The sequence below is a fragment of the Lentzea sp. HUAS12 genome, from assembly GCF_024125735.1.
Lineage (GTDB): Bacteria > Actinomycetota > Actinomycetes > Mycobacteriales > Pseudonocardiaceae > Lentzea > Lentzea albida.
Genome location: NZ_CP099738.1, coordinates 4,521,902 through 4,537,195, shown reverse-complemented (window position 1 = coordinate 4,537,195; position 15,294 = coordinate 4,521,902). Strand labels below are relative to the sequence as shown.

Below are 15,294 nucleotides of genomic sequence, written 5' to 3'. Positions count from 1 at the left end.
GTGGCCGAGCACGTCGCCGCGACCCCGGTGCTCGGACTGGGCCAGTGGGCCTACGACCGTGGCGGCTTCGTCCGGTCGGATGTTCCCCACCTGCCGCTCGGTACGCAGGCTCTGCATTACGGAACCGGTGTCTTCGAAGGGATTCGCTCTCATCGCGCGGCGTCCGCCACAGTCCTGTTCCGGGTCCACGACCACTACGAACGGATGCTGCGTGCCTGCCGGCTGCTGCGCATCACCGCGCCGGGTTCGGTGGAGCACCTGGTGGACCTGACCGTCGAGTTGTTGCGTCGCAACAACCACGACGGCGACACCTACGTACGTCCCTTGGCGCACAAGCTGTCGCTGCTCCCCGGAACACCTCCGGGGGTCGGTCTGACGGGGGTGTCGGACGCCTGGTCGATCACCAGCCACGGCTTTGCGGCCGGCAGGCTCGCCGGAGGGATCCGCTGCGCCATCAGCTCATGGCGGCGCTCCTCCCGCGACGCCATGCCCGCGCAGGCCAAGATCACGGGCGGCTACGTCACCAGCGCGCTCGCTTGCGACGAGGCACGTGCCGCGGGGTACGACGACGCGATCCTCCTCGACGGCCTCGGCAACGTCGCTGAGGCCAGTACGGCCAACATTTTCGCCGTCCTCGGCGGACGGGTGGTCACGCCACCGGCCACCGGAGACCTGCTGCCCGGGATCACCAGGGACACGGTCATCACCCTGTGCGGGGAATCCGGCGTGGACGTGGCCGAACGCGCACTGGGACCGGCCGAGCTGATCACCGCCGACGAGATCTTCCTGACCTCGACCGGGAACGGGATCGTCGGGGTGCACGCCGTGGCCGGCCGGGACATCGGATGCGGCACCACAGGTCCTCTCACCCGCCTGATCGCCTCCCGCTACGACGACGTCGTCCGAGGCGTCGGCGGTGCGCATCCCGAATGGCTCACCACCGTGCACCTCGGCTGACTCTCCGACACCACTTCGACCGAAAGGACCACGCCGATGACTTCGCCGAGTTTCACCACCCTGTCGCCGCTCCTGCTCGGAATCCCTTCGACAGTCGGCACGCTCGGGCCTGCGGGGACGAGCAGCGAGGTCGCCGCGTCGCTGCTGGGGTCCCGGCTCGCCGAGCTCGAAGGCACTGCTTCCTCTGTGTCGCTCTACGACACCTATGAGAAGGCGGGCGCGGCTCTACGCGCCCACGAGGTGACCCACCTGGTGGTGGCCAATGCCTACAAGGCCATCCATGAGTTCTACATGGACCCTGACTTCGAGCTGGCCGGTGTTTTCGTCATGGACACCCCGCTCTACGGAATCGCGCGGCGCGCGGACACCAGTCCGCTGCCCGCCGCGCCGACCATCGCGAGCCATCCCTCCCCGGTGCCGCTGATCGCCCAGCTCATGCCTGCGGGCTGCGCTGTGGACGGCGTGGTGCACGTGAACTCCACCAGCGCGGCGGCCCGCGCTGCCTCGGAGGGTGCGGTCGATCTCGCACTGACCACGGTCCCCGCCGCCGCGTTGCACGGTCTGCGGTTCATCTCCCGCACCAGGCCGATCCGGATGGTCTGGTCGGTGTTCGTCGGTTCGGCCGCGGTCGGCCTGGCCGACCGCGTCGCGTAGGGGGACGGGGACGTGCTGCTGCTCAACGGAGACCAGGTCCGCGAAGCCCTTCCCGTGGCTGAGGCGCGACGGGTCGTCGCCGGCGTGATGCGCCGCTACAGCGCGGGCCACGTCGTTCAGCCGCTGCGCACGGTGCTCGGCTCGGCGCAGGACGCCTCACTGCTCGCCACCATGCCCTGCCACGTCGCCGGCGAGCCTGGCTCGGATTCTGGCTACGGGCTCAAGGCGGTGCTGCACGCGCCGGGCAACGCGGAACGCGGACTGCCCGGCACCGTCGGCCTGGTCGTGGTGTTCGACCCTGAGACCTGCCTGCCGCTCGCGATGATCGAGGGGGCGTCGCTGACCGCGCTGCGCACGGCCGCGGCGTCCGCGGTGGCCACCGATGTGCTCGCGCTGCCCGATGCCGGAGATCTCGCTCTGCTCGGTGCGGGTGTGCAGGCACGTAGCCATCTGCTTGCCCTGGCCGAGGTGCGGCGGCTACGTCGCGTGAGGGTGTGGAATCGCCATCGCGGTCGTGCGGAGGACTTCCGCTCGTGGGCGGCGACCGACGCAGGTGTCGTCGTCGAGGTCGTGGACACCCCGGCCGCCGCGTTGCGCGACGCCGACCTCGTCTGCACTACGTCGGGCGCTTCGGACCCTCTCGTCGGCGCCGCTGACCTGGCCGAGGGCTGCCACGTCAACGCAGTCGGCTCCTCCGTGCGCGGCAAGCGGGAGGTCGGCTCGGCCGCGGTGGCGCTGTGTTCGGTTTTCGTGGACAGCAGGGAGGCCGCACTGCGGGAGTCCTCCGAGATCGACGAGCCACGGCGCGCTGGTCTGATCCAGGCCGACACCGACCTTCCCGAGATCGGCGAAGTGCTTCTGGGACTGCGCCCCGGTCGCGCGGAGACCACCGAGCGGACGCTCTACAAGTCGCTCGGCATGGCGGCACAGGACGTGGCCTCAGGTTTCGCCGTGGTGCGCGCCGCCCAGCGGCTCGGCATCGGTACGACGGTCGGCTTCGTGTGGTGACCAGGGCATCCGACACGGGGACAACGGAGGAGAACGCGGTGACCGCACTGCTGATCGGCAACGTCGGGCCTGTCGCCGACCACGAGGGCATGGCTGCCTACCGGGAAAGGGTGGGCAGGATCCTGGAGGCGCACGGTGGGCGCTTCGTGATCCGGGGCGGCGAGTTCACCGTCCTGGAGGGCGCGTGGTGGCCGACGCACCTGTCGGTGATGGAGTTTCCCACCGCCGACCACGCTCGCCGCTGGTACACCTCGCCCGAGTACCGTGAGCTCCTGAGCCTGCGTGAGGGCACCCCGATGGACCTGGTCCTGGTGGAGGGGCCGTGAGCGCGCGACCGAGGATCGGCTTCGCCGAGGGGACGGCGCTCTACGTGGGCGCGGTGCTCGGTCCCGGTGCCCTCGTTCTGCCCGCCATGGCCGTGCGGGAGGCGGGACCAGCCGCGGTCGCGGTGTGGACGGCCCTGATCGTGGTCAGCGTCCCCGTGGCGCTCTCCTTCGCCATGCTGGGCCGGGCCTTTCCCGACTCCGGGGGAGTGGCGTCCTACGTGCGCCGCGCGTTCGGCGACGTCGCGGCGACCGCGACGGGCTGGTGCTTCTGCCTCGCCCTGCCGATCGGCGTGTTCGGCGGTGCCGTCATCGGGGGCCGTTACGCCGCGGAAGTGCTCGGCGGTGGGGCGGCAGCCGGTGTGGTGGTCGCGGTCGGGCTGCTGGCGGCCGCGTTCATCGCGAACTGGTCGGGCCTGCGCGTCACCACGGGAGCGCAACTCGTCCTCGTAGGATTGACGGCGACGCTGCTGGTCACCATCGCGGTGGTGAACGTCCCCTCCGTAGAGCCGGAGCGCTTCACCCCGTTCCTGCCCCACGGCTGGTCCGGGCTCGCCTCCGCGTCCGCGCTGTTGTGCTTCGCCTTCACCGGCTGGGAGGCGGTCAGCCACCTGTCGGAGGACTTCCGCTCCCCGCGCACCCGGCTCGTCCCGGTGACGGTGCTCGCGCTCGCGATCGTGGCGGTGCTCTACCTCGGCCTCGCGGTCACCACGACCGGTGTGCTGGGCGACTCGGCCGCCACGTCACCGGTACCCGTCATGGCTCTGCTCGAGCACGCGATCGGCTCGGTGGCGCGGCCGGTGACCGCCGTCGCCGCCGTGGTGCTGTCGCTCGGCGCGGTCAACACCTACATCGCCGGAGGCGCACGTCTGATCGGGTCGCTGGCGCGTGCGGGCGCGCTGCCGGGGTGGGCGGGCGTCGCTGCCCCGCACGGGACACCGCGGCGCGGTCTGTTGATCCTCGCGGTCGCGACCGCCCTCGCCGGTGTCGTCTCCGTGCTGGTGCAGGCCGATCTCGACGGCCTCCTGCTGCTGACGTCGGTGTGCCTGGTCGCCGTCACCGGGGCGGGCACGGCGGCCGCGGCGGTCCTGCTGTCGGGAACGGGGCGAGCCGCTGCCGGGTTCGCGACCGTGTGCCTGGCTGTCGTGACGGCGACCGGAGGAGTCCTGGTCCTGCTTCCCGTGGCGACCCTTGTCGTCGCAGTGCTGCTGCACCGGTGGCGCGGCGTCGTGACCCTTGCCCGAGGACCCGGACCTCGCTCAGCGGTCACCGTTGGCACGCTGTCCGAAGAGTGTGCGCCTTGACCTACATCGGACGACCGTCCCGGCGATGAGGTGCCTGGTCCCCGAGGTGTCCGGCCGTCGGCCTGCCGGAGGCGGGTCCAGCGCGCATGCCGGCCCTCGTGGGGCCGTACCGGGCCGGCGGTTCGCTGCTCGATGACAGGGCTGAGCGAGTCGTCTGCTGGTATGGGACTTCCCGCGGCGGCGGACCTTGGCGGCGTGGTCAGATCCACCCGCGTTTCGTGGCGTTGATGCCTGCCTGGAAGCGAGTCTCCGCACCGAGCCGCGACAGCAGCTCGGTGATCTTGCGCTGCACCGTTCGGACGCTCACTCCGAGAACCGTGGCCAGGCGCTGGTCGGTTGCGCCGTCCGCGAGCATCTCCAGTATCCGCAGGTCTTCTCCAGCCAGGCCGCTGTGCGCCTCCGCCTCCTCCACCCTCGATGAGGGCAGAGGTGCCGCGAGCCTCCACAGGCTGTCGTAGACGGAGTCGATGATGTTGAGCGGTTGCGACGGCCTGATCAGCAGTGCGGTCCCCGCGGATTCGGCGTCCTCGCCGATGGCGACCATCGCCGCCGAGAAGTCGAAGAGGACCATCGGGAACGGGATCCCGTCGAACAGGCGTACCTCCTGGTGGTCGACCCGGAAGTCCTGCGCCCGGATCCGCACGCCCTTCTCCCGGACGGACGCCGTGTCGTAGATCCCCCTGATCCTCAGGTCCTTCACCGCACCGGGCGGGAGCCCGAAGGGGGCGCTCCGGATCCTTTCGTCCTCGTCGAAGAGGGCCCTGCCGCACAACCGCAGATCGAGCTTGCAGGACGACCGCAGGGAGGCGAAGCACTCCGCCACGGCGTCCTCCCCGCGGATCGTCTGGACCGCGTCGAGCATGGGCTGGCGGTTGTTCAGAATGATCGAGAGCTGGCGGGTCAGCCTGGCCGCGGCCAGCAGCAGTACCCGCTCGCCTGGGGGCTGCTCGCGCGAAGGGGGCGACGGCGCTGAGTCGCCCTCCGGTGCACTGCCTGACTTGTCTTCCATCGGTTGCCGTTCCATGTCGAATCGTTGTCGCTCCGCGTCGTGAGAGCGCGGTCAGAACCACCCCAGCCTGGTGGCCCTGACACCGGCCTGGAAGCGGGTTTCCGCTTCGAGCGCGTCCATGAGGTCGCGGATCTTGCGTCGCGTGGTGCGCTCGCTGAGCCCGAGCGTGACCGCGATCTGCTCCTCGGCCACCCCGGCGACGAGGAGCGCGATGAGGTCGTGCTCTTGCGCGGTGATGGGCGACTCGCTGCCGGAGCCGCTGGGAAGGTCCACGCGCAGCGGGGTCGCCGCCGCCCAGAACGTCTCGAAAGCGGCGACCACGACGTCGAGCATGGGCGAGGGTCGCACCAGGAGAGCCGTGTCCACCTCCCTGCCGTCGCTGGCGGCGATCAGGGCGGTAGACCGATCTGCGATGGCGATCTTGAACGGCGTTCCTGACAGCAGCCGGACTGCTTGTCCGCTCATCCTGGCGCCGCGTACGCGTTCCAGGCCGTTCGGAAAGGTCATGACCTCCGTGTCGAACAGCATTCGGAACCTGATTCCCTCGCTCTTCTTGCGGAGGAACACCTTGACCTGATCGGAGACGTCGGTCCGCTGATCCGCGTAGGGTGGCCGGTCACAGCCCCAGAATTCGCCCTGGGCGTCACCCAGCATTTCCTCGTAGGCGTTCATGATCCCGCGTTGGCCCTGCACGACGGAGATTCCCTCGTCCTCCGCGGTGTCGTCGCCGACCAGCAGCAGGCGGAGCTCGCCGGCGAGCCTGCGCACTTCCCGTTCTTCCCACGATCGCCGCTGGTGCTCGTCGTCGAACTGCTCGATCACCGCCCCAAGGTAGCAACGGACGTCGTTCCCGATCGTGAGCCCGGCAGGGGTGTCGTCGTGCTCGGCGGGATGAGTGGACGGCCTGTCAGCGCGGGAATTCCGGCGGGAGAGGCGACGGGCGGGCATCCCGGCCTGCCGCACCGCTCCAGGGCGAGGCGGACGCTTCCGCTTGAAGCGGAAAGCCTTCCGCGAATCTCTGTGCGCGGAAGGGGCGTTTCGCTGATTGATTGCACACTCTTCGAGACTTTCCGGGTACTCCATTCGGGTATGGTTAGCTCCAAAATCGGGGTGGCAACCTTGCGTTCCCAGGTCTTGCTCGTGTTCGGAACGTCGGAGCAGGGCCACGGCTAAGGATCGACACCGAAGGGCTTCGATGTCCACCATCAGGCAAGTCGCGGAACTTGCCCAGGTCTCGACCGCGACCGTGTCGCGTGCCCTGCGCGGCTCACCGTCCGTCACGTCGGAGACGCGCAGACGCGTCGAGGAAGCCGCCAGACAACTCGACTACGTCCTGCCGTTCATCCCGTCCAGCCTCGCTTCCGGGCGGACCAACACGGTCGGCGTGGTCACTCCCTACCTCGCCCGCTGGTACTTCGGTACCGCGATCTCCGCCATCGAGGAGGTCGTGCACAGGTCGAACCTGGACACCGTGCTCTACACCCTGGGCAGCCATGAGATCAGACAGCGGTTCTTCGACAACATGCCGCTGCGCAAGCGCGTCGACGCCGTCATCGTGGTCAGCATTCCGCTGGCTGAACTGGAAGTCCGGGCCTTGCGGCGTCTCGGCGTGCCGTTGGGGCTCGTGGGTTTGGACATCGACGGCTTCAACTCCGTGCGCATCGATGACCACCAGGGAGGCTGGGCGGCGGCGAAGCACCTGGTGGAGTGCGGGCATCGCAGGATCGGCCTTGTTTCCGGTCTGCGCGGCGAGCCGTTCAGGTTCGACGCCCCCATGTCCAGGAGGGCAGGCTTCCTCGACGCCCTGCGCGACAGCGGATTGGAGATGTGGGACGGCATGGAGGCCGACGGCGCCTTCACCGTCGAGGGTGGTGAGGCCGCGATGGAGGCGCTCCTGCGGTTGCCCGAGCCGCCCACCGCGGTCTTCGCGATGTCGGACGAGATGGCGTTCGGCGCCCTGCGTGCGCTGCGGCTCCGCGGCCTGTCGGTTCCGCGGGACATGGCGCTGATGGGGTTCGACGACCACGATCTGGCCGCTGCGGTCGACCTGACGACCATCGCCCAGCCCACGGCGGCACAGGGCCAGGCCGCCGCCGAGGCGGTCATCGCCCAGCTCGGCGGAGCTCAACCCCGGCAGCAGGTCTTCAGCACCACTCTCGTCGTGCGCGCCAGTACGATCCAGGCGGGCTGACATCCGAAAAAACCGGATGAGGTGCTTGCGCTGCTGTGCTGGCCATCACTCTTTGCTTTGATACGCCTGTGTCGTGTCCTCAGAGGGAAAGCTACTGGTGGGAGCTTTGCCCCCAGTCTCCTCGTGACCGGGGGCGCGCTCCTTCGCAGGGGTGAGAGCATCCGTTCGAAGGCCCGGGACGAAACCACTTTCCGAAAAAGGTCAAGGTCTTCCCGCTTCGCGGACTGGCTATGTAACGCTTACATTGCCCAGAACCCAGCGAAGGGAACGACATGCTGGCTGACGCGGACCGAAACGTCGGGATCGGACACCCCCGCAAAACACGGGGTGGAACCGGCTCCGCCGCGGACGAGCTCCTCTCGGCTCCCGCTGTCGCGCGCCTGCTTCACACGGTGATCGACCCCCAGATGGCGAGCATTCCTCTCGAGGCCAGGGACACCGCCCTGACGATCATCCACACCGCGATCGGCGTCATGGCCAAGTGCGCGACGGGCAAGATCGGGGCCGAGGTGTGGCCTGCGGAACTCAGCGAACGGGTACGCGCGACGGTGGGCGACTGGTCCCGCACCGGGTGCCCGGTCGATCCGATCGTCGTCGCGCTGGGGCAGTTGACCCGTGTCATGGTCGACGTCTTCGCCGCGCGCCATGGAGAATCGGCGACGGCGTCCTCCCGGCTCCGCGAGCTCACGCTGGCCAGTCGACGGCTGCTCAGGGAGCTCTTCGACGGCGTCAAGTCCGGCGCCGCCCAGGAAGAACGCGATGACGACGGTGTGCGGCGCGCTGTGCTCACAGCCGCGCGCGAGAAGAACTCCCGCTCTCCCTCCTACGTCGTGTCGGCGCTGCGCCCCGATGACGCACGCGGTCTGGCGCGTATCCGCGCTTTCGTGAAGTCCGGCTCGGATCTGGGAGCCGTGTTCACGTCGACGCCGACGGGTCACGTCGTCCTCATCCCCTGCGCAGACAGTGCCAACGCCATGCCGACGGCTCAGGAGTTCTGGAAGCGGCTCGGTGGGCAGTACTGGATGGGGTGTTGCTGGAGAACCGTGGCCGACCTCCCGAGTGGCAGGCGGGAGGCCTCCGACCTCGCCGCGCTCGCGGTCGCCACCGGTCAGCGCCCAGGGGTCTTCGACGTGAAGAGCGTCGCGCTCGAGTACACGGCGCTCATGAATCCCGAAGTGTCCCACTCGGTGTTGAAGGCGCTGGCCCCCTTGCTGAGTGACGACCTCCTGCTGGAGACCGTTCTGGCGGTGCTGGATTCCCAGGGGTCGCGCAAGCGCGCCGCCAGGCAACTGCTCATTCACCGCAGCACGGTCAACCGCAGGCTTGAGAAGATCGCGGAGCTGACGGGACATGACCCGTCCTCCCAGCGCGGCTTCATGACGTTCACCTTGGCCATGGCGGCACGTTCACTGCTGCGCGCCGGCCTACTGCCAGGTCACTCCTCCCAGCCTCGCCTCGCGTTGGTGTGAGTTCTGGCCGGCCGGACCCCGTGTCCGGCCGGCCAGGCTGGTCGGGCGTCTTCGCGTCGAGGTGTGTCGGCGGATCGTGTCATCGCGACTTTCGCCTGGATGGACCACGTTCTCCTGGAGCTGATCAGGCTTGTCGGGTGCGCCACTCGCGGGCGCGGCAGTTCTTCCTGTTCGCCGACGAGGGAGGGCGATGCTGCGCGTCCCCGTCTCCCACGTGGCTCGTAACACTTTGATGTAAGCGCTTGCAAACTTCATTATGGTCTACTTAATTAAGTCTGTACGCCGCGACGGCGTTATATTGCAATCGCTTGCAGGAGGATCTGTGCGGTACGCGCCCCCCGGAATGTGCCTGAACGACTTCGCGGTCATGCAAAGCGGGGGGCTTTATCACCTGCTGCATCTGCAGGGGCCCTGGACGCCCGTGTTCGACGAGCGCGCCATGGAAACCTCTTACGGCCATGCGACATCGCACGACCTGGTCGAGTGGCGCACCCAGGCACCTTGCTTCGGCGTCAGCGCCCCCGGATCCTTCGACTCCTCCGCCGTGTGGACCATGCACCCCTTCCCCGTGCGAGACGGCGTCGTGGCCATGGCTTACACCGGTGTCAATGCCAGGCCGTGGGCGGAGCAAGCGATCGGAATGGCGATCACAGGCGAGGACGACGCCACCGGGTGGATGCGGATGTCCCGCGATTCCGTCGTGCGCGCGGATCCGCGGTGGTACCGCACGGAGCACCCCATGGCCTGGCGTGATCCCTTTGTGGTGGAGAACCCGGAAGGCGGGTGGGCCATGGTCGTGTGCGCCGCGTCGGCGGAGCACCCGGTTGGGAGCGCGGGATGTGTGGGATTCGCGACCTCCCACGACCTGCTGGAGTGGGACGTGCAGCCACCGCTCATCCTGCCCGGCGACGTCGACGAGTTCGAGTGTCCGGTCCTGGAGACGACGCCCGACGGGTGGCTCCTGCTCGGCAGCATCGCGTCGTCGCATCAGATCGAGGCCTGGAGGTCGCCGGCGCTCACCGGGCCGTGGGAGCGCCTCGGCCCCATCGCCCCCGCCGGCCCCTACGCCCCGCGCCTCGTCACCGGGCCGGACGGACGGCGCCTGCTCCTGCACACCGTGCAGCGCCGCACGCAGCTGACCGACTCCGGTGCGCCGTGCCGGGGGATGCTCGCCCAGCCCAAGGTCTTCGACCTCTCCGTTCCCGCCGAACCCCGTCTGACGTGGTGGCGGGGCAACGAGACGCATCTCGAGGAGGACTGGGCCGTGCGCGCCGGTGACGGCATGGCCTTGGTGGACTCCACCCGGCCTGGGTCCCTGCCGCTGCGCGAGGACGGCGGCCTGGTGCTGAGCTGGAACGGGACCAGGGTGTCCGTCGGCTGCGAGGAGACCACGCTGCGCTCGCCCGCGGCTGTGCTCCGCCTGCTCCTCGTGGGGGAGTACGTCGAGGTGTACGCCGATGACGTGCTCGTTCTCTCCGTCGTGAACTACGAGCCGCGCGGGGTCCTGCCCGTGCCGATTCGGCCGCTCAAGCCCATCGGAGCCGCACGCGACGACGTGAGCGCTCTTCGGCTGACCTCGACCAGGCACCTGTCGCGCGTCTGTGGGTGACTGGTGGTGGCGTCCACACGCATGTGGACGCCACCACTGCCTTCCCCGGATCCCTTACTGGCGGTGCCCTTCCAGGTGGTCGTCGTGCGGCAGCCGGGCGACCAGCCAGTCGATCGCGGCTGCCACGTCGATCGGCGGCGGCGCGCTGGTGCCACCGGTGCGGGAACGGACCTGGGAGTCCGCTGCGCCGCGCAACCAGGCCAGCAGCCGGCGCAGTGCCGCCTGCTGTTCCTCAGCGGTCTCCGTGGCCATGCGCAGTTCCGATGCGGCCTGACGCACGAGCACGTGCAGGCGGAAGTGCGACGGACCATGCTGTTCGAGCAGGTTGTCCTGCACCAGCAGGAGGATGTCCCGCCCCACCTCCGCAGGCGTCGCGCCCACGAGAGAGGCGACGCTCGCCGAGGTGCATGTTGCGCCTGGATGCAGCGTGATCATGCGCAACACCCGCGCCGCCGACGCGGGCAACCGGCGGATCGAGGCCACGAGCACCGCGCGCGGAGAGTTCTCCGGGTCGTCGGCCACTACCAAGCTCGCCAGCCTCGTGCACTCCGACGACAGCTCCTCGCGCAGGTGTGCCGCGGTGTCCCAGCGCAGCCGCTCCGCCGCCACCCGCAGGGCCAGGGGCAGACCTCCGCACAATGCCGCGAGTTCGCGGGCGCGTCCGTCGTCCAAGCAGGCACCGCTCGGATCGGCGTGTCGCAGGACCTCGGTCAGCAGGAGTGCGGCGGGGGTGCTCGAGAGGGGGGACAGCACCAGCCGGTGGGCGCCTTCCCGCGCGGAGAGGCCCACCAGGCCCCTGCGGCTGACGACAACGGTGGCGCAGCGCGGTTCGGCTGGCAGCAGGGGGCGCACCTGCTCGGGTTCCGCGACGTCGTCTATCACGAGCAGGACCTTCCGGCCCGCTGTGCACGACCGCAGAAGGCGGGAAAGGTCGGCGACGGTCCTGGGTAGCGACGCGCGCTCCAGTCCCAGAGAGCACAGCATCGAGACGAGCTTGCAGGCCGGTGAGTCCGGCGCTCGGCCCGCGTCCGAGCCGATCCACAAGACGCCGTCCGGGAAATGGTCGGCCCTCATGTGGGCCCAGTGGGTGACCAGAGCCGTCTTGCCCACGCCCGCCATGCCGGTGACCACCACCAGACCGCCGCCCAGAACGGTGTCCAGCCGGTCGATCTCCTTGTCGCGTCCGACCAGGAGGCCGTTGCCAGGGGGGAGCTGACGCGGCAACGGCCACGCCTGGCGGATCTGCTTCGAGGCGGTGGCGGCGGGCTTCGGCGGCACCTCCAGTGCGCTCGCCTCTCGTGAGGACGGCTCGGCGATGGAGTGCAGGGCGCGCCACCGGGCCGTCCAGTCCGCGATGTCCGAGAGTCCGGCGTCGATCTCCACGGAGATTCGCTCGGCGTGGATCGCGCAAGTCCGCACGTAGTCGACCACGAACTCCAGCGACGGGCTCGACTTGCCGGCGAGCGCGTCGAAGATCGTCGACCGGCGCAGCCTGCTGGAAAGGCGGGCCAGGGTCTCGTAAGAGGGTTTACCGCATGCCACCCTCAGTTGTGCGAGGTCCGCGGCGAAATCTGCGCGGTCGGTGTTCGTTCTGTCGGTCCGGACGACCGCGCGCTCATCTCGGGTCTGGTGGTCCACGAAGGCAGAACCTCCCGTCCGGCGGTCGGAATACCGTCGGAAGTGATCATGGCGCTAAATGGTCATCGCCGTTGGAGAATTCGTCGGTTTCTGAAAACGTAGTATTTTCTCCTGGTGAGATCCGGATGCGGCTCCGAGTGGATTTGTGGATTGTGCATCCCGATGCAGAAGGGTCTTTCACGGCGGGCATGATCGCACCACCGTGAAAGACCCTTCTCACTGCGTCGCCACTCGGGTGACAGAGGGATCCCGAACTAACGGACCACGGCGACAGCCGCGGCGGTCTGGGCCGCCGCGGTGTTCAACGCGTTCATCGGGATGCCCGCGCCCGCGTTCGCCGCTGCACCCGCAGCTGTGCCCCTGATCCAGTCGATCACCTTGGTCTTCGCCGTGCTGACGCCGAAGGCGACGAGCGCGCCGGAGATGCAATTGGTCAGCGCCGACGCGATGACCGCACCCTTGTCGCTGACGCCCATGACGAGGTTGTAGGCATAGTTCGACATCGCGCCACCGATGCAGCCGCCGACGATCTCCGCGGCCTGGATCGCGACAACGCCACCGCCGAAGTAGGCGACGACCGCGCCCGCGCCGATGCTGATCGCCACGAATACGGCCGTGGCCGCCAGTGCGGCGAGCACTCCCTTGGCCCAGCCAGGCAGCTGCCTGAGATCACGGCCCTTGTGGGGTGCGACACCGCTGGCGATGCAGTTCCCCTTCGGAATGCCCCAGTAGGACTCGCGGAGCTGGTGGTAGATCCGGAACTCCATCCTGGTGCCCGTCGACAGGAAGTCGAGCCTGGCGCCACGCGCACCGTTGGCCCTGGCCAAGGCCCTGCGGACCCGCTCGGCTTCCCCGGCGTTGGCGGTGCTGACCACGTACCTGTGGCCGACGAAGCAGATGCCGTTGGCCGAGTAGAGGTGATTTCCCTTGTTGGACAGTCGGGCGCCGGTCCCCGTGATACCGATGGGAACTCCGGCGAGCGCCTCCTGCGCTCGTGTCGCCGAGGCGGTGGGCGCCTCCGCAGACTGCGCCCCTGCCGGTTGTACCGCGCCGCCCGCGAGGGCTGCCACGGTCAGGGCCACCAGGGCGAACCTGCGAGCGAACCCGCCCTGTGCGTCCTGGGTATGCGATGCGCTTCCACAACTCTTCATAGTCATCCTCCGTGGGAGGGAAAGCGGACAGGAGCGCCTGTGCCATGTCTGCCCGCGCCGGTCATCATCGTCGATCACCGGCTCGCAAATTATTGGACGCAACTGTGATCGAGGATATATTCGCGGACGAGGCCGGATGTTTCCGGAATTTCTGCGGAATGCGCGAACTCTGATAACTTCGGAAATTTTCCCGGCGCTCACGGTGGAGGGCGGCGCGGGAAGGAGACCCTTTCCCTCGCCGCCCCCAGCCTGTCCTCACGCCGTGGGCGCGTATCCTCTCCGCGGACGAGTCCACATCGAAGGAGCCAGCGTCAGCCGAGCTTCCAATACGCGCAGTAGTACCAGGTGGTGTTCTGGTACTTGGGCAGGTGGCCGTTGTACGCGTGGGGTAGACAGTACGGGCGCTGGCCGTGGTAATGGGCGGACTTGCTCGCGATGTGGGTGCGGCCGTCGAGGAACGTCACCACTTCGCCGTTCGGGACGCTCATGATCTCGCCCACCCTGCCGCCCACGGTGCAGGACCAGAACTTACCCCGGTTGCCGGGGTCACCGGGAACGTGACACCAGCCGTCCCTGCCGGCCTTCACCTCGTTCTGGTTGACGTAGAAGTTGATCCCCTTGTCCGTCAGCAGTGTTCCCGCGGAGTACTGCTTGTAGAAGTAGTAGGGCGCGGCAGAAGCGGTGCCGGCACCCAGCATGACGAGTGCTGTGAGACCCAACAGCACTGAGAAAAACTTCTTCTGCATGCTCCAGTCCCTTCTGGGGTGTGATCGCCAGTGCGCGAAAAGTGACGATGGATCCTCATGACCTTAGGGTTGGGGCAATTTAAGTCGCCATCAGAAATTTATTTGGAAAACTCTTGCTGTGGTGCGCACTCCGATCGCGCTGCGTTCGGCGCCCTGCATCAGCGCTGTCGTAGATGCGCCGAACTGTTTCCGCTCAACGGGGAACGAGTGCCACGTCGGCATCCAGCGGAACCGGCGATCGGTAGCGTCCGCCTCCGCGGCTCGTCGAAAGCCCTGTCGAAGAGCCGCTGACGCGCCGAGGGCATCGACAGGAGCCGCATGCGAAAGCACATCATCATGGTCATGGCGGTTGTGGCGCAGGTGCTGCTAGCAGCCATTCCTGCGCAGGCCGGTACCTACTACGGGACCTACTCCCTGTTCACCGACCGGCGGGTGGACGTCTACATCGACGCGGGCATCGCCGAAAACCGCGACGGTTGGTGCGTGGAACCGGGTGGTTCGAGGCCGTGGCAATGCTTCGTCGACACCAGGCCCAGAGGAGCCAAACCCGAGATCGTCGCCGCACCCAAGGACAGCGTTTGGACGATCTACGGCAAGGACCACGTCGCGAAGCTGACGCAGCCCTACCCTGGTTGGAAGCCGTACTGCTATCCCACGGAGTACAACACCCCCCGGCTGACTTTCAAGAGGTACTTCTGCGCCTACTGGGTACCGGTGCGCAGGTAGCGGGCTGGAGGTACCTCGAGCGAGAAGGCGCGCCGGACATCGGCGTCCCCCCGCGCACGGCACGTGATCGGCCGCATTTCGTGACACCGATCCGGTGCCGACCAGATGTGGCGTTGTCGTGAAAGTGAACCCGCGACAATCGCGCCTGAAAGTTCACGGCGCCGCCGCGGCCGTCCCGAGGGGCGTCGCGGTTTTCGTAGACCCAGGTGATCCCGTACTCGGGCCGGGCAGGTGATGCCGCTGTCCGTGACGCGTGGTGACCGCTGACAGTCGTCCGAGCGATGAGCGGTGATGGTGATCGAAGGCAGGCCGGAGTGGTCAGACGTGGGCGAGGTGCCCACAACCGTTCGCCCGCATCCCTGACGTAACGGGGTGCGGGCGATGGTCATTTTGGTGCCGCGGAGCACGGCGACGCTTGGTGATCAGGGTGCTGCTGCCGCCCGACGCGCTCCTGGTGATCGCCTTGGCTCCTGCGGTGGGACCACTCCCGATCTGCTTCGCAGGCCCCG

General features: G+C 68.4%; 14 protein-coding genes. 9 read left to right on the top strand and 5 right to left on the bottom strand.

Annotated features, from left to right (window positions below):
- From ND450_RS19905 to ND450_RS19885, 5 genes are read left to right on the top strand one after another with little or no spacing between them, the layout of a single operon-like run.
- Positions 1–957: an aminotransferase class IV gene (locus tag ND450_RS19905; protein WP_253327568.1), complete on the top strand. Its 957-nt coding sequence runs from the start codon at positions 1–3 to the stop codon at positions 955–957.
- Positions 958–993: 36 nt separating this feature from the next.
- The gene (locus ND450_RS19900) at positions 994–1,611 is read left to right on the top strand and encodes a hypothetical protein (RefSeq protein ID WP_253327567.1); all 618 of its coding nucleotides are present in this window, start codon (positions 994–996) and stop codon (positions 1,609–1,611) included.
- A 12-nt stretch (positions 1,612–1,623) separates the two neighbouring features.
- Positions 1,624–2,619: an ornithine cyclodeaminase family protein gene (locus tag ND450_RS19895; protein ID WP_253327566.1), complete on the top strand. Its 996-nt coding sequence runs from the start codon at positions 1,624–1,626 to the stop codon at positions 2,617–2,619.
- 38 nt (positions 2,620–2,657) lie between these two features.
- Positions 2,658–2,945: a DUF1330 domain-containing protein gene (locus tag ND450_RS19890; RefSeq protein ID WP_253327565.1), complete on the top strand. Its 288-nt coding sequence runs from the start codon at positions 2,658–2,660 to the stop codon at positions 2,943–2,945.
- Positions 2,942–4,246 carry an APC family permease gene (locus ND450_RS19885; protein WP_253327564.1) on the top strand — a complete coding sequence of 435 codons (1,305 nt, stop codon included), beginning with the start codon at positions 2,942–2,944 and terminating at the stop codon, positions 4,244–4,246. Before ND450_RS19890 ends, ND450_RS19885 begins: the two co-directional genes overlap by 4 nt.
- Positions 4,247–4,445: 199 nt before the next feature.
- On the opposite strand, the gene ND450_RS19880 is transcribed toward ND450_RS19885, so the two are convergent.
- Both ND450_RS19880 and ND450_RS19875 read right to left on the bottom strand, forming a co-directional pair.
- Entirely contained in the window at positions 4,446–5,255 is an 810-nt protein-coding gene (locus ND450_RS19880; RefSeq protein WP_253327563.1) for a helix-turn-helix transcriptional regulator, read from the bottom strand.
- 51 nt (positions 5,256–5,306) lie between these two features.
- Positions 5,307–6,338 carry a helix-turn-helix transcriptional regulator gene (locus ND450_RS19875; RefSeq protein WP_253327562.1) on the bottom strand — a complete coding sequence of 344 codons (1,032 nt, stop codon included), beginning with the start codon at positions 6,336–6,338 and terminating at the stop codon, positions 5,307–5,309.
- Positions 6,339–6,450: 112 nt separating this feature from the next.
- Here ND450_RS19875 and ND450_RS19870 point away from each other — a divergent pair, with 112 nt between their 5' ends.
- From ND450_RS19870 to ND450_RS19860, 3 genes are all read left to right on the top strand, one after another.
- Positions 6,451–7,446 carry a LacI family DNA-binding transcriptional regulator gene (locus ND450_RS19870; protein ID WP_253327561.1) on the top strand — a complete coding sequence of 332 codons (996 nt, stop codon included), beginning with the start codon at positions 6,451–6,453 and terminating at the stop codon, positions 7,444–7,446.
- Positions 7,447–7,838: 392 nt separating this feature from the next.
- A complete protein-coding gene (locus ND450_RS19865; RefSeq protein ID WP_253327560.1) occupies positions 7,839–8,915 on the top strand; it encodes a CdaR family transcriptional regulator in 1,077 nt (358 codons plus the stop codon).
- 256 nt (positions 8,916–9,171) lie between these two features.
- The gene (locus ND450_RS19860) at positions 9,172–10,524 is read left to right on the top strand and encodes a hypothetical protein (RefSeq protein WP_371927733.1); all 1,353 of its coding nucleotides are present in this window, start codon (positions 9,172–9,174) and stop codon (positions 10,522–10,524) included.
- A gap of 54 nt (positions 10,525–10,578) precedes the next feature.
- Here the strand turns inward: ND450_RS19860 and ND450_RS19855 are convergent, their stop codons facing one another.
- The 3 genes from ND450_RS19855 to ND450_RS19845 all read right to left on the bottom strand — a co-directional run bounded on the left by ND450_RS19855 (position 10,579) and on the right by ND450_RS19845 (position 14,059).
- A complete protein-coding gene (locus ND450_RS19855; RefSeq protein WP_253327559.1) occupies positions 10,579–12,162 on the bottom strand; it encodes an NB-ARC domain-containing protein in 1,584 nt (527 codons plus the stop codon).
- 254 nt (positions 12,163–12,416) lie between these two features.
- The gene (locus ND450_RS19850) at positions 12,417–13,244 is read right to left on the bottom strand and encodes a hypothetical protein (RefSeq protein WP_253327558.1); all 828 of its coding nucleotides are present in this window, start codon (positions 13,242–13,244) and stop codon (positions 12,417–12,419) included.
- A gap of 380 nt (positions 13,245–13,624) precedes the next feature.
- Complete coding sequence (locus ND450_RS19845; protein ID WP_253327557.1) at positions 13,625–14,059, bottom strand: hypothetical protein; 435 nt, start codon at positions 14,057–14,059, stop codon at positions 13,625–13,627.
- A gap of 318 nt (positions 14,060–14,377) precedes the next feature.
- Between ND450_RS19845 and ND450_RS19840 the strand changes: the two genes are divergently transcribed.
- A complete protein-coding gene (locus ND450_RS19840; RefSeq protein ID WP_253327556.1) occupies positions 14,378–14,785 on the top strand; it encodes a hypothetical protein in 408 nt (135 codons plus the stop codon).
- Positions 14,786–15,294 lie beyond the last annotated feature (509 nt).

Coding starts and splice junctions, on each gene's coding strand:
- ND450_RS19875 (WP_253327562.1), bottom strand. CDS start 6,338: ATGGAGTACCCGGAAAGTCTCGAAGAGTGTGCAATCAATCAGCGAAAC.
- ND450_RS19860 (WP_371927733.1), top strand. CDS start 9,172: ATGGTCTACTTAATTAAGTCTGTACGCCGCGACGGCGTTATATTGCAA.
- ND450_RS19880 (WP_253327563.1), bottom strand. CDS start 5,255: ATGGAAGACAAGTCAGGCAGTGCACCGGAGGGCGACTCAGCGCCGTCG.
- ND450_RS19900 (WP_253327567.1), top strand. CDS start 994: ATGACTTCGCCGAGTTTCACCACCCTGTCGCCGCTCCTGCTCGGAATC.
- ND450_RS19840 (WP_253327556.1), top strand. CDS start 14,378: ATGCGAAAGCACATCATCATGGTCATGGCGGTTGTGGCGCAGGTGCTG.
- ND450_RS19845 (WP_253327557.1), bottom strand. CDS start 14,059: ATGCAGAAGAAGTTTTTCTCAGTGCTGTTGGGTCTCACAGCACTCGTC.
- ND450_RS19870 (WP_253327561.1), top strand. CDS start 6,451: ATGTCCACCATCAGGCAAGTCGCGGAACTTGCCCAGGTCTCGACCGCG.